The organism is Mycobacteriales bacterium (assembly GCA_035550055.1).
GTDB lineage: Bacteria > Actinomycetota > Actinomycetes > JAFAQI01 > JAFAQI01 > DASZTV01.
The window spans coordinates 80,965-98,880 of record DASZRO010000005.1; the positions used below are offsets into that span (position 1 = coordinate 80,965).

At 71.0% G+C, this 17,916-nt stretch carries 15 protein-coding genes; 13 read left to right on the plus strand and 2 right to left on the minus strand.

Annotation, left to right across the window (positions count from 1 at the left end; translation table 11 throughout):
- Positions 1-31: 31 nt before the first annotated feature.
- A complete protein-coding gene (locus VG899_00730) occupies positions 32-1,558 on the plus strand; it encodes an adenylate/guanylate cyclase domain-containing protein (protein HWA64877.1) in 1,527 nt (508 codons plus the stop codon).
- Here the strand turns inward: VG899_00730 and VG899_00735 are convergent.
- The gene (locus tag VG899_00735; GenBank protein ID HWA64878.1) at positions 1,536-3,926 is read right to left on the minus strand and encodes a TIM-barrel domain-containing protein; all 2,391 of its coding nucleotides are present in this window, start codon (positions 3,924-3,926) and stop codon (positions 1,536-1,538) included. The two genes, VG899_00730 and VG899_00735, sit on opposite strands and share 23 nt — an antisense overlap.
- A 31-nt stretch (positions 3,927-3,957) precedes the next feature.
- Here VG899_00735 and VG899_00740 point away from each other — a divergent pair, with 31 nt between their 5' ends.
- The 7 genes from VG899_00740 to VG899_00770 all read left to right on the plus strand — a co-directional run bounded on the left by VG899_00740 (position 3,958) and on the right by VG899_00770 (position 10,976).
- The gene (locus tag VG899_00740) at positions 3,958-4,863 is read left to right on the plus strand and encodes an EfeM/EfeO family lipoprotein (protein ID HWA64879.1); all 906 of its coding nucleotides are present in this window, start codon (positions 3,958-3,960) and stop codon (positions 4,861-4,863) included.
- Positions 4,863-6,134, plus strand: coding sequence for a Dyp-type peroxidase (locus tag VG899_00745; protein ID HWA64880.1), 1,272 nt, complete (start codon positions 4,863-4,865; stop codon positions 6,132-6,134). Before VG899_00740 ends, VG899_00745 begins: the two co-directional genes overlap by 1 nt.
- Before the next feature lie 21 nt (positions 6,135-6,155).
- Positions 6,156-8,243: a hypothetical protein gene (locus VG899_00750; protein ID HWA64881.1), complete on the plus strand. Its 2,088-nt coding sequence runs from the start codon at positions 6,156-6,158 to the stop codon at positions 8,241-8,243.
- Positions 8,244-8,308: 65 nt separating this feature from the next.
- Positions 8,309-8,761, plus strand: coding sequence for a toxin-antitoxin system HicB family antitoxin (locus VG899_00755; GenBank protein HWA64882.1), 453 nt, complete (start codon positions 8,309-8,311; stop codon positions 8,759-8,761).
- Positions 8,762-8,778: 17 nt separating this feature from the next.
- Entirely contained in the window at positions 8,779-9,516 is a 738-nt protein-coding gene (locus tag VG899_00760; protein ID HWA64883.1) for a DUF4097 family beta strand repeat-containing protein, read from the plus strand.
- 76 nt (positions 9,517-9,592) lie between these two features.
- On the plus strand, positions 9,593-10,567 hold the full coding sequence (locus tag VG899_00765; protein ID HWA64884.1) for a sterol desaturase family protein: 975 nt from the start codon (positions 9,593-9,595) through the stop codon (positions 10,565-10,567).
- Between the two features lies 1 nt (position 10,568).
- Positions 10,569-10,976, plus strand: coding sequence for a hypothetical protein (locus VG899_00770; protein HWA64885.1), 408 nt, complete (start codon positions 10,569-10,571; stop codon positions 10,974-10,976).
- 16 nt (positions 10,977-10,992) lie between these two features.
- On the opposite strand, the gene VG899_00775 is transcribed toward VG899_00770, so the two are convergent.
- Positions 10,993-11,583, minus strand: a complete 591-nt coding sequence (locus VG899_00775) for an FHA domain-containing protein (GenBank protein ID HWA64886.1) — start codon at positions 11,581-11,583, stop codon at positions 10,993-10,995.
- 90 nt (positions 11,584-11,673) lie between these two features.
- Here VG899_00775 and VG899_00780 point away from each other — a divergent pair, with 90 nt between their 5' ends.
- The 5 genes from VG899_00780 to VG899_00800 all read left to right on the plus strand — a co-directional run bounded on the left by VG899_00780 (position 11,674) and on the right by VG899_00800 (position 17,896).
- Complete coding sequence (locus tag VG899_00780) at positions 11,674-13,107, plus strand: serine/threonine-protein kinase (protein HWA64887.1); 1,434 nt, start codon at positions 11,674-11,676, stop codon at positions 13,105-13,107.
- Positions 13,108-13,210: 103 nt separating this feature from the next.
- Positions 13,211-14,476 (plus strand): glycosyltransferase, encoded by a 1,266-nt coding sequence (locus VG899_00785; GenBank protein ID HWA64888.1) that lies wholly within the window; start codon positions 13,211-13,213, stop codon positions 14,474-14,476.
- On the plus strand, positions 14,473-16,188 hold the full coding sequence (locus VG899_00790; protein ID HWA64889.1) for a glycosyltransferase family 39 protein: 1,716 nt from the start codon (positions 14,473-14,475) through the stop codon (positions 16,186-16,188). Before VG899_00785 ends, VG899_00790 begins: the two co-directional genes overlap by 4 nt.
- A complete protein-coding gene (locus tag VG899_00795; protein HWA64890.1) occupies positions 16,185-16,793 on the plus strand; it encodes a DivIVA domain-containing protein in 609 nt (202 codons plus the stop codon). Before VG899_00790 ends, VG899_00795 begins: the two co-directional genes overlap by 4 nt.
- Complete coding sequence (locus tag VG899_00800; protein HWA64891.1) at positions 16,793-17,896, plus strand: glycosyl hydrolase family 8; 1,104 nt, start codon at positions 16,793-16,795, stop codon at positions 17,894-17,896. Before VG899_00795 ends, VG899_00800 begins: the two co-directional genes overlap by 1 nt.
- Positions 17,897-17,916: the final 20 nt, after the last annotated feature.

Below are 17,916 nucleotides of genomic sequence, written 5' to 3' on the forward strand. Positions count from 1 at the left end.
CAGCGGGTCACCGCGTTCCTACGCTTCACCCATGACGGTGCCGAGCACGTCTGCCGGTGAGCTGAAGCACAGCCTGATCCAGCGGTTGCGGGTCCGCGTGCCACTGGCGAACCTCATCGGCGCGGTACTCGCGTTCGTCTCCGGCGCGCTCACCGCCGCGGGCATCCGCGGTCAGCGCGGCGTCCAGCCCAGCGACTTCATCGTGTTCGCGCTTTTCTTCGCGGTGAGCACCCCGCTGGGCTACTCGCAGTGCAAGGAGGGATTGCGCCGGTCGCTGGACTGGCTCATGTCCGGCCGGCAGGCAACCGTGCGGGACCAGCGGATGGTGCTGTGGTTCCCCTGGCGAGTCGCTCGCGGCAGCTTGTACGTCTGGGTGACCGCGGCCGTGGTGTGGGGCGCGCTTGCCGCGTCCGGCCACCACCCGTGGCGCTTCACGGTGTGCCTGTCGCTGTCGATCCTGCTCGGCGGGTTCACGACCTGTGGGCTGACCTATCTGATCGTCGAGTGGACGATGCGGCCTGCGGTTGCGCTCGCCCTGGCCGGCGACGCCCCCGAGCGACCGATCGGGCCCGGCGTACGAACCAAGCTGGTCCTCGCCTGGATGGTCGGCGCCGACGTCTTCCTGCTCCTGATCGCGCTCACCGTGCTCGGCCGGCCCGGCAACCAACCGCCGAGCCGCCTCGACATCGGCTTCATCATCGCCGCCGGCTTCGCGGTCGGCACCTTGATGCTCTATGAGGTGAGCCGATCGCTCATGACGCCGCTGCTCGACCTGCGCGACGCGGTCGACCGGGTCGGGCGCGGGCAGCTCGATGTCAGCCTTCCGGTCAACGACGGCGGCGAGGTCGGCATGGTGCAGGCGGGCTTCAACCGCATGGTCGCCGGGCTTCGCGAGCGCGCGACCTTGCACGACCTGTTCGGCCGTCACGTCGGGGACGAGGTCGCTCGCCGCGCGTTGGCACAGGGAACCGTCGCGCTCGGTGGCGAGCGGCGCGAGGTCGGCGTGGTGTTCGTCGACGTGATCGGATCGACGCAGCTCGCCCAGACCCGCGCCCCGGAACAGGTCGTCGCGATCCTGAACCGGCTGTTCGCCACGATCGTCAGAGTGGTCAGCGACGAGGGCGGCTGGGTCAACAAGTTCGAAGGCGACGGCGCGCTGTGCGTCTTCGGCGCTCCGGCGTCGACCGACGACTACGCCCAACATGCGCTTCGTGCGGCACGCACCTTGCGCCGCGAGCTGCTGGCACTGTCCATGGTCGAGCCCGCGCTCGACGCCGCAATCGGGGTGTCCGCGGGGACCGCGGTCGCGGGCAACGTCGGCGCCGAGCAGCGTTACGAGTACACGGTGATGGGCTCGCCGGTCAACGAAGCGTCGCGCCTGACCACCGAGGCCAAGCAGCGACTCGGCCGGGTGCTCGCCAGCGAGGAAGTCATCACCCGCGCCGGGACCGAACGCAGCTGCTGGAAGGTCGCGGCCGAGGTGACGCTGCGCGGTTACGACCATTCGATCCTGGCCTACGAGCCGGCCGACTCGGTCAGGACGAGCGCCCCCGCCTAGGGGTCACCACCACCCGCAGCGGTTGCGACGTGCTGTGCTCCCCCGTACGAAGCGTGAGAGTGCGAGTGACCGGCACGTAGCGCCACGGCACCAGTTGGCCGTCGACCGTCACCCGGCTCGGCGGCGCGATGTCGCGGAACTCGACGGTCCACGCCCGATGGCCGAGCTCGCCCGTGAAGCCACCCTCGGCCGGGCCGATCGTCAACGACTGCCGGCGGCCGACGACGTCGTGCGTGACCGGCGTCCAGGTGTAGGCGCCGTGCTGGTAGCCGAAGCCGGACCCGGCGTCGTCGTAGAGCGACGTGGACCACTCCGCACCGCCGTACGTCGTCAGCACGAGACGGTCGCGCGGACCCTCCGGGGTGTGCGTCGCGGGCGGTTGAGTGACGATCGTCGCGCCGTCGCGGACGAAGATCGGGATCCGGTCGAGCGGCACCGACAGGCGGCGGGTCGACGGTCCGGTGAACGTCCGCCCGCTGAAGTAGTCGACCCACCTGCCGGGCGGGAACCAGACCGTCGCCTGCGCCGGGTCACCCGCGGCGCTCACCGGACGGACCAGGACGTCGCTGCCGACCGTGTACTCGCCCGGGTGCCGGTAGGCGGCGGGGGCGTTCGGCCAGCTCAGATAGAGCGCCCGGTCGATCGGCAACCCGCTGTCATAGGCCTCGCGCGCGACGGTATAGAGGTACGGGACCAGCTGCTCGCGCAGCCGCAACGCGTCGGCGGCGGCGCGGCGGGCCGGCTGCGGGTACTCCCACGGCAGCCGGGCGCCGTGGTTCGAGTGCAGCCGCAGGATCGGCTGGAACGCTCCGAGCTGCACCCAGCGCGCGTACATCGTCGGGTTGTCGACGGCTCCGGATCCGCCGGCGGTCGCTCCGCACATCTTGTGCACCGGCGCGCCGTTGAAGCTGCCGATGTCGTCGGACACGTACGGCAGACCGACGTTGCCCTCTTCAGTGGTCAACTTCGCTTCGAACCCGAGCATCGCCCAGGTGGCACAGGTGTCACCCGTGAAGTGGATGGCGTAACGGTGCTCGGCGAAGATGCCGGGCCCCGGGCCGGCGACCGGATCATCGCCTTGATGCGATCCGCCCACCCGCGACAGCACCAGCCACCGGTCGCCACGCTTGCCCAGCTGGCCGGTTTCGAGGGAGTTGAACCAGGTGTCCGGCGTCAGGCCGCCGACGCCGGCCACGGTCGCGTCGCAGCACCAGTCCAGCCACCACTCGTCGACACCGTCGGCGAGCACAGCGGCCTGCAACCCGAGGTAGGCGGCGATCTGGCGCTGCTGGGTCAGGTCGAACACGTGGCACTGCCCGAGCGGGTCGATCTGGGTGAGCGTGCAGCCGGGATCGATCTTCAGCGGACCGGTCCGTGCCACCGTCGCGGCGTACTTCGGGTCGGTGCTGTCGATCGACGGATGGATGTTGAGCGCCACGTCGACGCCTTGCCGGTGCAGCCACCGAAGGAACTGCGCGGGATGCGGGAACAGCGACCGGTTCCACTCCCAGCCGTTCCAGGAGAACGCCCGGCCACTGCCCACGACCGCGCCCGCCAGGACCGGCGCCAGCGGGCTGAGCTGCCGCTTCCAGTCGGTGTCGATCGACAGCGTGTCGAGCGGGACCCGGTTCCGGCGGAACTGCGCGAGCAGCGTCTTGTAGTCGGCGGCGGAGTAAGGGAAGTAGCGCGAGAACCAGACGCCGAACGCCGAGCGCGGCAGCAAGGGCGCCGGCCCGCTCAGCGTCCGTAGGTCCGACAGGCCGCGGGCATAGTCGTGCCCGTAGCCGAAGAAGTAGCCGTCCTGGTAGTCCGCCTGGAGCGGTCGCGTCGCGTAGCCCGGTGGCCTCGCGGTGAGCAGCGCATCGGTGGTGTCGTCGAGCAGGTACCAGCCGGCGCGGGTGAGCAGACCCGGATGGAGCGGCACCGGCCCGGCGTCGTCGTCCAGACCGCGGACCCAGCCGCCGAGGTTGCCGCGGCCGGCCGGGTCCGACCAGGACGGTCGGGCAGCCCAACCGCCGGCTTTCGGGACGATGGACAGGTCGGACGGGGACAGCTGGCCACCGGCGATGCGGTAGCGCAGGACGAGCGCGGCCGTCCGGATGGTGAGGACGCCACCCGAGACCGAGGAGGTGTAGGCGCCGATCGGCGTCCGGTCCTGCGCGACCATCGTCGGGGCGTTCTCGAAGCGGCCGTCCGGCGAGTACTCGAGCCGCACCATCGTGGGGGTCAGCACCTCGAACCGGGCGTGGCCGGCTCGGATCGCGTTCGCGGGACCGGCCGCGGTCGCTTCCGGGCCGGCGACCGCACGGGGAGCCAGTCCGACGGCGGCTGCGAGCGCGACGAGGACGGCCAGCCGGATCGCCTTCACGGCCTCGGATTGTGTCGTATGGTCAGCGCTCGTGAAGGCGCGTTTGGCCGCAGTTGTCCTCACGGCGAGCGCGACCTTCAGTACGACCTTCGCCGCCGTTGGCGCGCCGCTGGCGTCGGCCGGTCCCGGCGCGGACCACACTGCCGCCAAGCACCCGTACGCACCGCTGCCGGCGAACCAGCTGTTTCCGGCGCTCGCGAAATACCGGCGTTACGTCCACGCGCGGATCGACGAGCTCGTCCCGGAGGTCGCGCGGCTGGCCGGCGATCTGGCCGGGCACGACGCCGCCGCCGCGAAGGACGCTTGGCTGACCGCGCGGCTCACCTGGCTTCGGATCGGACAGGACGACAGCGCCTACGGAGTGTTCGGCGAGCTCGGTCAGCACATCGACGGTACGGCGGCCGGTCATGCCCGTGGCGTCCACGACCCCTCCTTCACGGGCTTTCATCGCATCGAGGTCGACCTGTGGCGCGGCCACAACGTGAGCGCGGCACACGCCGACGCGGTTCGCCTCGAGGGCTACGTCCGGCAGCTTTCGCGACTTTCGCTCGCCCGTGCGATCGCTTCCGACCCGACTGGGGTGAACGACTTCGTGCTGCGCAGCCACGAAATCGTCGAAGACGCGGTGCGCGACACCCTCAGCGGTGACGACGAGTACGGCAGCGGCACCGCTCTGGCGAGCGTCATTGCTGACGTCGACGCCACCCGCGAAGTACTGACGCTGCTGGCGCCGAAGATCGACGCGCGCTCGCCCGGCCTGGTCGCAAGGGCGCGCCGGCAGCTGAACCGGCTCGCCACCGTTGCCGCGCACGGGAAACGCGGCGGGCACTGGGTCGCGATTCGCGCGCTCCCTCGCTCGGAGCGCGAACGGGTGAACTCCGCCGCGGGCGCCGCCGATGAGACGTTGGCGGTCATCCCCGAGCTGCTGGAGGGCTGATGGCGCTCGACCGACGCCACTTCCTCGCCGGATCCGGGCTCGGAGCGCTCGCTGCGGGCTTCAACCTCAGGCGGGAAGGCTCGGCGAACCCGCTGCCGATCGGTGGCCCGAACCTGGAAAGCGACGGCACGCCCGACTACAACCGGCTGGGTGGCCCGGCCGCGACGATGGCCGCGGTGCCGTTCCACGGACCCCACCAGGCCGGCATCACCACACCGCCGCCGCCGGCCGCGTGCTTCGCCGCCTTCGACGTGACGGCCGAGCGCCGGGCGGATCTCGTCGACCTGCTGAAGACGCTGACCGACCGGGCCCGGCTGCTCACCACCGGGGGTCGTCCGCACAACCTGGGCAGGAACGCTCCGCCATCCGACAGCGGCACGCTCGGACCGAAGCTGCCCGCTGACGGTCTCACGGTCACCGTCGGGTTCGGCCCCTCGCTGTTCGACAGCCGTTACGGCATCGCGGGCCGCAAGCCGGTGCACCTCACCCCGATGCGTCCGTTCCCGAACGACGACCTGGACCCCGCCCAGACCGGCGGCGACCTGCTCCTGCAGATCTGCGCGGGAAGCCAGGACACCGCGCTGCACGCACTGCGCGACATCGCCAAGCACACCCGTGGCGGCATGCAGCTGCGGTGGCGGATCGACGGCTTCATCTCACCGCCGCGGCCCTCCGGCGTACCGCGCAACCACTTCGGGTTCAAAGACGGAATCGCCAACCCGGACGTCGCGGACGCGGCAGTCGCAAAGGCGTTGCTCTGGACGCAAGCCGACGGCAACGAGCCGGCTTGGGCGGCCGGCGGCAGCTATCACGTCATCCGGATCATCAAGCAGTTCATCGAGTTCTGGGACCGCGTCGGCCTCGAAGAACAGCAAGGAATGATCGGGCGCAACCGGATCAGTGGCGCGCCGCTGGACGGCACATCGGAGACGGACGTCCCCAACTACCGGGATGACCCGAACGGCGCAGTGATCCCGCTCGACGCCCACATCCGGCTGGCGAACCCGCGGACGGCGGCGACCGAGTACTCCCGCATCCTGCGACGCGGGTACAACTACGACCGCGGCGTCGACCTCAACGGCAACCTCGACGTCGGGTTGGTGTTCAACTGCTTCCAGCGCAACGTCCGCACCCAGTTCGAAGCGGTACAGGCGCGTCTGGTGGGCGAGCCGATGGTCGACTACGTGTCCCCGGTGGGTGGCGGCTACTTCTTCGCACTCCCCGGCGTCGCCGACCGGCGAGACTGGTACGCCAGAGGTCTGTTCACCTGACGTAGGACGGGAAGATCCCAGATGCATCGCCCCGCGCTTCGGCGTGTGATTGCCGCGCTCGCCGTCCTCGCCGGCGCGCTCGCCACCTCGCTCGCCGTCGTCCCGGCGTCGGACGCGGCGGCGACCGTCACGACCACCGGCCTGTCACCGGGAGAGATCAAGCACGTCTGGATGATCGTGCTCTCCGACAAGTCCTTCGCTGCGGCGTTCACCGGACTGAACGACAACACCTACCTGTCCAAGACGCTGCGGGCGCAGGGCGTCCTCGTGAAGGACTACTACGCCACCGGTCACTTCGCGATGGATGACTACATCTCGCTGGTGTCCGGCCAGGCACCGCAACCGGACACCCAGAACGACTGTGCCGGCCCGGCGAGCGACATCGGGTCGGACAACGGGATCGACGACTCGGGGCGCGACGGCATCGTGACCACCCCAGGGGTCAACTACGGCCAAGTGATCTCCAAGCCCGGGCCGAACGCGCCAGAGACGTCCGCGGCCGCCACCACGAACGGCTGCGTCTATCCCCTCGACGTGCCCACGCTGTTCAACCAGCTGAACGCGGCCGGCGTGACCTGGAAGGGCTACGCGCAGGACCTCGGCAACGTCGCGGACCGCGAGCAGGTGACCGGGTGCGGCTACCCCGGCGGCGCTTCGAACAACCCCGACACCGATCCGACCGATCTCGCCGCCCCTTCCGGGGACGTCACGAGCTTCACGGCCGCGCAGCCGAACGACGAGTACGTCGCAAGCCACTTCCCGTTCCCCTGGTTCCACTCGCTGACCGGTGGGACCGCAGGCGGTACGTCGTACCCACCGCTCAACGAACCGTCCAACGGCGGCACCAACTGCGACGGCAACCACATCGCCAATCTGGACAGTCCCAGCTCCGGCCTCGAACACGACCTGCAGCAGGAGTCGACGACCCCGGCGTTCTCGTGGATCAGCCCGGACGCGTGCAGCGACGGCCACGACCAGGTCTGCCAGGGCAACAACCTCTCGGGCGCCTTCACGATCGACGGGGCGCCGAACTACGCGCCCGCAGGCGCCTCGCAGTACCAACCGGAGACGACCACCCCGGTGAACTACACCGGCGGACTGTTCGCCACCGACCTGTTCCTCGAGTACTACATCCCGCTCATCGAGGCATCGCCCGCCTTTGCCGACGGCGGGCTGATCGACATCACCTTCGACGAAGCGACCCCGCCGTTCACCTACAGCGGGAACAGCTTCAACAACGCGAACGCCTTCAAGCGCACCGCGGGCGACCAGCCCAACTACTCGCAAGGCGAAGCGGCAGACCTGGCCGGGGAGAACATCGCCGGGCGCAACCACCGCTACGAACCGACCGGACCGATGACCCCGCTGGCGCGTGACCCGGCCACCGGCTACCAGCTCTACCCGGGCCCGGGCGACAACGCGTTCATCGACCGCACCACCTCGCCCGGGCCGGCGACGCACTCCGTCGACGGCGAGCCCGGATCGTCGACGATCAGCGACGACGCGATCACCGCGAAGGATGTCGGCCGCGTCGTGACCGACACCGTCGACTCGCCCAGCCCGTTGGGCACCACGACTGCCTTCGTCGGTCCGGTCACCGACACCGGGCCGCTGTTTCCCACGTCGCCGGCCGGTCCGGTCGTCCAGGGCTCGTTCCAGCTCGTCGACTCGACCGGTAAGCCGATCGTGCTCACCGGTCGCGCAACCCAGATCATCCTCTCGGGCGAGCAGGGCGGCCTCGCCCCCGGCGCCGTCGCCGACGGCAGGACCGCCGACCCGCTGTTCGACCCGTTCAACCCGACGCCGGGCGGAGGACGCGTCGGCAGCCTGTTGATCGGTCCGGCGGTCAAGGCCAACACGAGCAGCACGGTCCACTACAACCACTACAGCTGGCTGCGCACGATGGAGGACATCTTCGACGTTGCCGCCGGCAATGACACGACGCCGCTCACCGCGGGATCGGTGTCGGGCGGTCTCGACGGCAAGGGCCACCTGGGCTTCGCGGCACAGCCCGGGCTGTGGCCGTTCGGCTCCGACGTGTTCGGCAACGAGCGGCACCCGTCGCCGCCGCCGTCGTTACCTTCGCCAGGAACCACCGGCCTCGGTTGACGATGTGACGCCGTTGACGCCAGTGTGACTTGACGATGACATCACTTTGATGTCAAAGTGTCGTCATGCAGATCGACGGCTATGTCCAGCTGATCCGGGAGGATCTCGACCGCATCGCCGCGGTCGGCGGCGACGAGGCCATGGTGCGAGCCGCTGAGCTTCTCGGGTTCGCCCTCGAGCCCGCGCTGGCTCGGCGGCTGCAAGAGGCGCTGGGCGAGGCCGCCCTCGAGCTGTCGGGGCAGCTGCCCGACGGTGGGGTGGAAGTCCGCATCGTCGGCAGCGAACCAGAGCTCGTCTACGTACCGGCGATCACCACCGCGGAGCCGGCGACCGACGAGGCCTTCGACGCCCGCATCACCCTGCGACTGCCGGAGCGGCTGAAAGCGCAGCTCGACGAGGCGGCGTCGGGGGCCGGCGTCTCCGTCAACACCTGGCTCGTCCAGACCCTCACGAAGGCCGTGGAACCCAGACCCGCAGCCACCGGCAGCCGGCGGCTGACCGGCTACGGCCGCGCCTAGACCTGAAAGGCGAATCCATGATCGACAAGACGTTTTCCACGACCGGCCCGGTGCGGCTGACGGTGCGACTGCACTACGGCGACATCGAGGTCACCAGCGTCGACGCCGCCGAGTCCACGGTCGAGATCGCGGGCCCGCAACGTGTGCTCGACGCGATGAGCATCGAGCAGGACGGCGACCGGATCGCGGTCCAGATGCAACGCAAGCTGTTCGGCGGCTTCAGCCATCGCCACGGCGAACCGGTGCGGGTGCGAGTGACCGTGCCGCACCGCAGCCGGCTGGAGCTGGCCAGCGCAGCGGGCGAGACGGTTCTGGACGGAACGTTCGACCGGGTCAGCGCCCAGTCGGCGGCCGGCGAGTTCCGAGCCGGCGGGGAGATCGTCGGCGACGCCACCGTCAAGACGGTCAGCAGCCACGTGCGGCTGGCGAAGGTCGGTGGCGACCTGACCGCCCACAGCGTGTCGGGCAACGTCATCGCAGAGGCCGTCGGCGGATCCGTGTCCGCCAAGTCGGTCTCCGGCCACGTCAGCATCGGGTCGGTGCGCGACGGCCGCGTGGACGTGCAGAGCGTCTCCGGCGACGTGGAGGTCGGCATCGCTCACGGGACGAACGTGGACGTCGACGCGGTCACCGCGTCCGGGACCCTCAGCTCCGAGGTGCCGCTGTCCGGATCCCGTGGCGCGGCGACCGGCCCGACCGTCGTCGTACGCGGCAAGACGGTCAGCGGAGACGTGCGGCTGTTCCGCGCCGCCTGACGGGCGTCCCGCTTCGCGACGCAGCCGCGTCGCGGTTCAGGTGAACCGGCAGGCCGTCGTCGACGTGAGGTCGGGTATGGCAACGGAGCAGCTGGTCGCGCCCCGCGCGCTCGGCTTGCCCCGGGCGACCTGGCTGCGCGGCATCTACCTGCCGACCGTCGTCGTGGCCGCCCTCACCGCCTGGCTGTGCCACGAAGGCTGGCGGGCCCTCGCCCCCTGGGGCCCGCTGCGCCAGGTGCGTACGGCGGAGTTCCAGCTCGCCGGTCCGGTGGTCCTCGGCTTCGTGCTCGTCGTCTTCGCCATCGAACGGCGCTGGCCCGCCCAGCCGCGGGCTGCACTGGCCCGCGGCCACGTCGTCGACGCGATGTATTTCGGCGTACACGCTCTGATCGGCGTGCCGATCATGGTCCTGGCGGGTACCGGCTTCTCCTCGTTGCTGGCGCGGCACGCACCGTGGCTGGTCATCCCGCGGGTGCCCGCGGTGCCGCGGGCGCTGTTCGTGGTTCTCGCCATCATCGGCATCGACGCCTTCGACTGGCTCGCCCACTACGGAAGCCATCGCCTCAACGCGCTGTGGCGGCTGCACGAGGTGCACCACTCGCAGGAGGAGCTGTCGATCCTGACGACGTTCCGGACGAGTCCGCTGGTCCACTTCGGCTTCATCATCACCGCTGTCCCCGTCCTCGTCCTCGCCGGCAACGCCGCCACCCCGGCGGAGCTGCTCACCGCGTTCGCCTGCTTCGGGGCGCTCCCCCACGCCAACGTGCGCTGGAGCTACGGACGGCTGGGAAGCGCGATCATCAGCCCGACCTACCACCGCGTGCACCACCGCACGTCGGGCCGGCTCGACGTCAACCTCGGCACCATCTTCACCTGGTGGGATCGGATGTCCGGACGCGCGATCTTCCCTGACCTGGACGCGCCGGTCCCCCCGACGGGGCTGGCCGGGCGCCCGGTCGCGGTCGAACAAGCAACCGACCACCCCCGCTACTTCCGGCTGGTCGGCAACCAGCTCATCCAGCCGTTCCTTCGAATCCCATCAGGGAGCTGACGTGTTCGCTGCCCACCGCTCGACGCCGGTCCTCGCGCTCTGCGCACTCGCCGCCGGGTTGACCGTCGCCTCAGGAGCGATCCACCTCTACCTCTGGGACCACTTCTACCGGCACATCACGACCGGCCACATGAACGCCTTGTTCCTCGTCCAGTGGATCCTGTGCTTCGTCGGCGCCGTGGCGCTGCTGGTGATGCGCAACCTCCTTGCCGTCCTCGCGAACGCCGCCCTGCTGGCCGGCACGTTCATCGGCTTCCTCATCGCGAAGTACCACCACGGCGGGTTGTTCGGCTTCGCCATCCCCGGCTTCAGCTCGTGGGAGACGCAGTGGACCACGGTCGTGGAGATCGCGGGGACGGTCGTCCTTGTCGGCGCGGCGGCGGCGATGGCACGCCGATCCGAGGCCTGACCACGGCCGGTTCGCCCTAGAGCCAACGGCGGTCCTGAGCCACCCGGCACAGCTCCCGGCGTTTGGTGTGTGTCGGCACGTCGGCCAGCCCGGTCTTGACGTACGCGCGGCGAAGCGCCGCCTTGATGGCGTCGACCGCGAGCGGCGTTCCCAACGCCGCCGCGATCTCGGCATTCGTCGCCGGCTCACTGCCGCGCACCCACGGCTCGGCAAGGCAGCGGACCACCTGGAGCTGGTAGGGCGAGAGGCTGTCCGCGGCGGCGACCGCATCGCGGACACTGCTCAGCGACATCGCCTTCGTCTCGTCGACGACCTCGTCAGCCGTCAGCACGACGGTGGCCGCCACAGCCCCGAACTCCAGCCGGTCGCCGTCGCGCAACGGGCAGTCGACGAACATCGGGATCCGAGTCCCGTTGAGCATCGTCCCGTTGCGGCTGCCGCAGTCGCTGATCGTCCACGACGTCTGGGCGCGGCGGACGACGGCGTGCTCGCGGCTGACCGAGTCGTCCTCGATGCGCAGCGCCGCGTCAGCGGCGCGCCCCACCGTGAGACCGTCGCGCAGCTCCGCCTCGGCGCCCGACTGCGTTCTGAGAGTCCCCGCCGTCACGTCAGGGGATTTGCCCGACTTCACCGACACCGAATCGTTAGCCAGCCAGTCAGCCGGGTAGGCATTGCGCCAGCCAGCAGAAGGAGTTTCGTGACTTCGGCAACGCGGGATCGGCTCGCGGATCGCTACCAGCTCACCGAGCGCATCGCGACCGGTGGCATGGGCGTGGTCTGGCGTGCCCGTGACGAGCGGCTCGGGCGAGACGTCGCCATCAAGCTCATTCGCCCTGAGTACGCCGACGACCCGACGTTTCGCCAGCGGCTGCGCCTGGAAGCGCGCGCCACCGCCGCGATCCGCAGTCCGCACGTCGTCCGGCTGCACGACGTCTGCGAGTCACCGGCGCCGGACGGCGGGTGTGACGCGTTCATCGTGATGGAGCTCGTCGAGGGTCGGCCGCTGTCCAGCGTGCTGAACGATGGCCCGCTGTCAGTGGCGCTGACGACCTCGATCATCCAGCAGACCGCGTCAGCCCTAGCCGCCGCGCACGAGCAGGGCATCATTCACCGCGACATCAAGCCGGCGAACCTGATGGTCGACGGGGCCGGGGCGGTCACCGTGCTCGACTTCGGGATCGCGCGCGCCGCTGACGCCGTCGCGTTGACCGCGACCGACCTCATCCTCGGTACGGCGCGCTACATCTCCCCGGAACAGGCCGACGGCCGGGGTGCAACAGCCGCGAGCGACGTGTACTCCCTCGGCGTCGTCGCCTTCCAGTGCCTGTCCGGCGCCGTGCCGTTCGACGCCGCGTCCGATGTCGCCGTGGCGCTCGCCCACCTGCGCGAACCCGTGCCGCCGCTGCCGCCGACGGTCCCTTCGGCGCTGGCAAGCCTGGTCACGCGCATGCTCGCCAAGGCGCCTGCGGACCGGCCGCGCGCTGCGGAGGTCGTCGCGGCACTGTCCGACAACGGTCCCCTGCCGGAGACGGCGCCGATGCCCGTCGTGGCCGCCGCCGCGGCGGACCCCGGCATCACCAGGCCGATCAGGACCCGGGTGCTCACCCGCCACGACTGGGTGCGCGGCCACGACTTCCGGGACAGCCGGTCCGCGGCCATCCGGCCCGGCGTGCTGCTGCCCGCCGGCGGCCTGGCGGCCCTGCTCCTCATCGTGGCGGCGATCGTAGGCGGTCCGAACGGCGCGCCGCCCACCGCCGCGTCGGTCACGGGCGCTCCCGCCGCGACCGACACCGCCCACCACATCGCAGCGAGCGGACCCGACGTCCGACCGTTCCGGTACCTCGGCCACGACTGGGCCAAGGTGCGCCGCGAACTCCACCGGCTCGGGCTGGTACCAGTCCCGCACTTCGCCGGCCACGGCGCCCGGCAGACCGTCGTCGGGCTCGCCCCCACCGGTCACGTACCGCGCGGCACAAAGGTGACGGTCGAGGTCTCCCGCACGCCGGCGCCGGCCAGGCACGTCGCGGCCAAGCCGCAGGCGCCGGCCGGCCATCCCCAGCCCGCACCGCCCCCGCCGGCTCACGTGCCGCCCGGACAAGCCAAGAAGCACGGCGGTCCCGGGCCGGGTTGACCCATCCGAGGGTGAGCGGTGACCCGGTGACTTGGTTCGTCACTCGGGTTACCGCCGCCGACGGCGCGCGTTTCGGCTGGCGCCTCGGGGCGACCTAGGAATCGTGCCCCTTCTGCTCTCGGCGCTGCTCCTTGTCATCTCCGCCACCCTCACCAGCGTCGCGGCGGCGACGGTCTGGTGGATGCTGCACGCCTGGCGTACGCCGCTGGCCATGAGCGACACCGAGTTCGAAAGACGCCCGGACCCGCCGCGGCTGTCGTTCTCGTTGCTCGTGCCGGCTCGCCACGAGGAAGCCGTGCTCGCGAACACGCTGAACCGGCTGACCCAGCTCGCTCATCCGGACTTCGAGGTGATCGCCATCGTCGGCCACGACGACCCGGCGACGGAGCAGGTCGCGCGAGCGGCGGCGGCGCGCTCCGGCGGTCTGATCAGCGTCGTCGTCGACCACAACGAGCCGAAGAACAAGCCGAAGGCGCTCAACACGGCGCTGCCCCACTGCCGGGGCAGCGTGATCGGCGTGTTCGACGCAGAGGACGACGTCGACCCGCGGCTGCTGCGCGTGGTGGACACGGCCTTCCGCCGGGAGGACGCCCACGTCGTACAGGGCGGCGTCCAGCTGCTCGACTTCCGCTCGTCGTGGTTCTCGCTGCGCAACTGCCTCGAGTACTTCTTCTGGTTCCGCTCTCGTCTGCACCTGCACGCCCGTCATGGGTTCATCCCGCTGGGCGGCAACACGGTGTTCGTCCGCGCGGACCTGCTGAAGGCGGTGGGCGGCTGGGACGAGGACTGCCTCGCCGAGGACTGTGAGCTCGGCGTGCGGCTGTCGGCGCTCGGCGCCCGGATCGCGGTTGCGTACGACCCGCACCTGGTGACCCGGGAAGAGACGCCGCACTCGATGACCGCCCTCGTGAAGCAGCGCACCCGCTGGAACCAGGGTTTCCTTCAGGTGCTGCGCAAGGGCATCTGGCGCGAGCTGCCAACCGGCCGGCAGCGCCTGCTCGCGCGCTTCACGCTGGCCCAGCCGTTCTTGCAGGCGTTCGCGGGGATCTGCGTGCCGGCGTCCATCGCCTTCGCGCTGTTCGCCCGGGTGCCGTTGGTCGTGGCGCTCACGACCTTCGTCCCCGCGATCCCGACCGTCGCCATGATCTGCTTCGAGATCGCCGGGCTCCGCGAGTTCTGCCGCGCGTACTACGTGCGCGCCCGGATCCGTGACTATCTGACGCTCGTCGTCGGGACGCCGGTCTACCAACTGCTGCTCGGCTACGCCGCGTTGCGTGCGGTCGTCCGCGAGTCGACCGGCGACCGTGGCTGGGAGAAAACCGCCCACAGCGGCGCCCACCTGGCCAGCTCGGCCGCAGCCGCGTCATGAGCGCCGACCTGCTCGCTTTCTCACCCGAACAGCGCCGCAAGCTCGCGCTTCCGGTCGATCCGCCGCGCGACCCGATCGGCAGCTGGCGCAGCAGCCGCGCCCGATTGCAGGCGTGGCTGTGGCGCCATCGCAAGAGCCTGGCGATCGTCGTACCGCTCCTGGTCGTCGTCGCGGCGGTCCGGCTGTGGGGGCTGGCGCACGGCCCGGCTCTGGCCGACGACGAGGGGACCTACGTCGCGGAGGCCTGGGCGGTCCAGGTCAAGCACAGCCTCGCGCCGTACACCTACTGGTACGACCATCCGCCGTTCGGCTGGATCCAGATCGCCGCCTACACCTGGCTCACGGGGACCTTCCACTCCGCCGGCCTGCACGTCATCGCGGTCCGCAAGATGATGGTCGGGTACGCGGTCGTCGACGCCGGGCTCATCTACGTGCTGGCCCGACGGCTCGAGGTACGCCGACTGTGGTCGGCCGTCGCCGTCGGGATGTGGGCGCTCTCGCCCCTTGCCGTCGGGTACTCGCGGATGGTCTACCTCGACAACATCGCGCTCCCCTGGGTGCTTGCCGCCTTCGTCCTCGTCGCGACGCCGCGGCGTTCCCTGTGGGCTCACACCGCGGCCGGCGCACTGTTCGCGGTCGGCGTGCTGAGCAAGGAGACGATGATCCTGCTCCTGCCCGGCATGCTGCTGCTCGCCTGGCAGCACACCGACCGGCGGACCCGATCCTTCTGCCTCGTCGGGTTGTGCGCGTCGGGGATCCTGGTCGCGCTGCTCTACCCGCTGATGGCAGTGCTGCGCGGCGAGCTGCTGCCCGGCCCTGGCCACGTCTCGCTGGTCCAAGCGCTGAAATGGCAGTTCTTGTCCCGCCCTTCGACCGGCAGCGCACTGAGTGCGGGCAGCGCCTCGCGGATCCTGCTCGACCAGTGGCTGTCCCTCGACGGCTGGCTGCTGCTGCTGGGCGTGATCGGCGCGGCCGGTTGTCTTGCGGTGCGACGGCTGCGAGCGGTCGGCGCCGTGGTGGTGGTGCTGCTCGTGGCGGGTCTTCGCCCGGGCTATCTGCCCCAGCCGTACGTCATCGCGCTGCTGCCGTTCGCCGCGCTTGCCGCCGCCGCAGCCGCGGATGCGGGCTGGACGGCGTTGCGCGACCGGCCACCGGTCCCGATCCGTCCCAACGCGGGGCGGGAGCGGCGCCTGCGGCTCGCGGGGCGTGGCGTCGTGATCGCGGCCTCGGTCGCGCTCGCCGCGACGACCGTGCCGCAGTGGCTGCACGGCGACTCGGCGCTCGCGGCGGTCGACCAGACCACCCCGACCGTCGACGCGGAGCACTGGCTCGAGACGAACGCCCGGCCCGCGATCGACGCCAGAACGGGCGGCTTCGGCAGTGACGTGCTCGTCGACGACACGATGTGGGCCGACCTGGTGACCCACGACTTCCCGCAGAACCAGGTCATCTGGTTCTACAAGCTCGACTACGTCGACAACCTCGATCCGTCGGTACGCCGGCGAATCCACGACTACCGCGACTTCGGCTACGTCGTGTCCAGCCCCATCATCCGCGCCGGGCTCCGGCAGAGCCCGGCGCCGCGATACGAACTGGCGCGCCGCGCGCTCGCGCACTCCCGACAGGTCGCGAGCTTCGGCACCGGCCCGGATCGGATCGCCATCTACCGCGTCCTCCCAGCGACGACTCCGACAGCGAGGAGAGCCACATGACGACCCCCGTCCTGCCCAAGCTCGACGTTCACGGACCGAACCCCGGGTCTCCCGAGTTCGCTCCGGCGATGCGTGGCTACGACCGTGGCCAGGTCGACGACTACGTCGCCCGGCTCGGGGACTTCCTTGCCGACGCCGAACAGCGTGCTCAGCGCGCGGAAGCGGCGATGGCAGACCTCATCGAACGCAACGAACGCGTCACCGACGAGCTGCGGCTGGCGATCGACCGGCGCAACCAGCGCCGCTCCGGCGAGCCGTACGAGGGTCTCGGCGAGCGAATCAGCGAGATCCTGCGGCTGGCCACCGAGGAGGCGGACTCGGTTCGAGCGCAAGCACGTTCGGAGGCCGAAGCGATGGTGGCCGAAGCGGGCCGGCACCGCGAGGCCGAACGGGACAGCTGCGAACGGGAGCTCGCCGACATGACCACGCGTCGCGACGCCGTGGTCGCCGAGCTGCGGCGGGTGCAGGAAGTGCTGGCCACCCTCGGACTTGCCGACCACGTGCTTCCCGCGGAGGTCGTCGAAGCCGCCGCCGCCGAGCCCAGCGACCCGGACCAGACGGCGACCCGCGCGTTCCAGCGGCCGACGGTCGACGCCCCGAGCTGATGCGGCGCCGCCACACCGGGCTGCTCGCGGCAGCCGGCGCAGCCGCGCTCGCCGGTGCGGCCGTGTTGTCGGGCTGCGGCGGTACGGCGCAGGCGCACGGGTCGGCGGCGCAGTCCGCAGCGACCCGATACGCCGAGCGGTTCCTCAGCGACTACGTCGACCCGGCCGGTCGGGTCATCCGCCGCGACCAGGGCGGCGACACGGTCAGCGAAGGGCAGGGTTATGCGTTGCTGCTCGCCTTCGCGACGGACGAGCGCGCCACGTTCGCCCGGATCTGGCACTGGACCCGCATCCACCTCCAGCAGCCCGACGGCCTGTTCGGCTACCACTGGCAGGGCGGACACCTCGCGGACCGCGAACCGGCGGCCGACGCCGACACCCAGATCGCATGGGCGCTGGACCTCGCCGGTGAGCACTGGTCGGTCCCCGGCGACGTGACGGCGGCGCGCCGGGTCGCGACGGCGGTTGCGAACTCCGAGATCGGCTACGACGACGAGGGCCGACCGACCCTCGCCGCGGGGCCGTGGGCGATGCGTCCTGGGTCACCAGTCCGGGTCGAACCCGGCTACTGGACGTTTCCCGCTGACGTCGCGCTCGCCGCCCTCACCCACGACCATCGCTGGGACGATCTGCCTGCCGCGGATGCCACCCACCTCGCGCAGCTCGCCGACGGCGGCCGGCGGCTACCGCCCGACTGGGCACGGCTCGGCGGCGGCACCGCGGCGACGGATGAGCCGGCACCGCAGACCGGCTCACCACCGGCCTCCGGTGACGACGGGTTGCGCGCCGTCGTGTGGGCGGCATGCTCGACAACCACCCACGCCCTCGACGCCCGATGGTGGCGGCTGATCGCGCCCACGGCACACAGCGGAGCACTGAGCCGCAACCTCGACGGCGCGCCAGCGGACTCCGACCGTTCGCCGCTGAGCCTGGTCGCCGCGGCGGCGGCGGCGATCTCCGCGGGGCAGCAGACCGCCGCCGACGCCCTGCTGGACGACGCGGCCCGCGTCGCCGCCGCATACCCGACGTACTACGGCGATGCGTGGAACGCGCTCGGACACGTCCTGCTCACCACCGACCTCATCCCCGGGTGCTCCCGGTAGCCGGCGGTAGCGTCGGATGG

Bases quoted from the DNA above. Each gene is read 5' to 3' on its own strand.
- VG899_00800 (HWA64891.1), top strand. From the start codon at position 16,793: ATGCGGCGCCGCCACACCGGGCTGCTCGCGGCAGCCGGCGCAGCCGCG.
- VG899_00750 (HWA64881.1), top strand. From the start codon at position 6,156: ATGCATCGCCCCGCGCTTCGGCGTGTGATTGCCGCGCTCGCCGTCCTC.
- VG899_00730 (HWA64877.1), top strand. From the start codon at position 32: ATGACGGTGCCGAGCACGTCTGCCGGTGAGCTGAAGCACAGCCTGATC.
- VG899_00745 (HWA64880.1), top strand. From the start codon at position 4,863: ATGGCGCTCGACCGACGCCACTTCCTCGCCGGATCCGGGCTCGGAGCG.
- VG899_00765 (HWA64884.1), top strand. From the start codon at position 9,593: ATGGCAACGGAGCAGCTGGTCGCGCCCCGCGCGCTCGGCTTGCCCCGG.
- VG899_00795 (HWA64890.1), top strand. From the start codon at position 16,185: ATGACGACCCCCGTCCTGCCCAAGCTCGACGTTCACGGACCGAACCCC.
- VG899_00760 (HWA64883.1), top strand. From the start codon at position 8,779: ATGATCGACAAGACGTTTTCCACGACCGGCCCGGTGCGGCTGACGGTG.
- VG899_00790 (HWA64889.1), top strand. From the start codon at position 14,473: ATGAGCGCCGACCTGCTCGCTTTCTCACCCGAACAGCGCCGCAAGCTC.
- VG899_00755 (HWA64882.1), top strand. From the start codon at position 8,309: ATGCAGATCGACGGCTATGTCCAGCTGATCCGGGAGGATCTCGACCGC.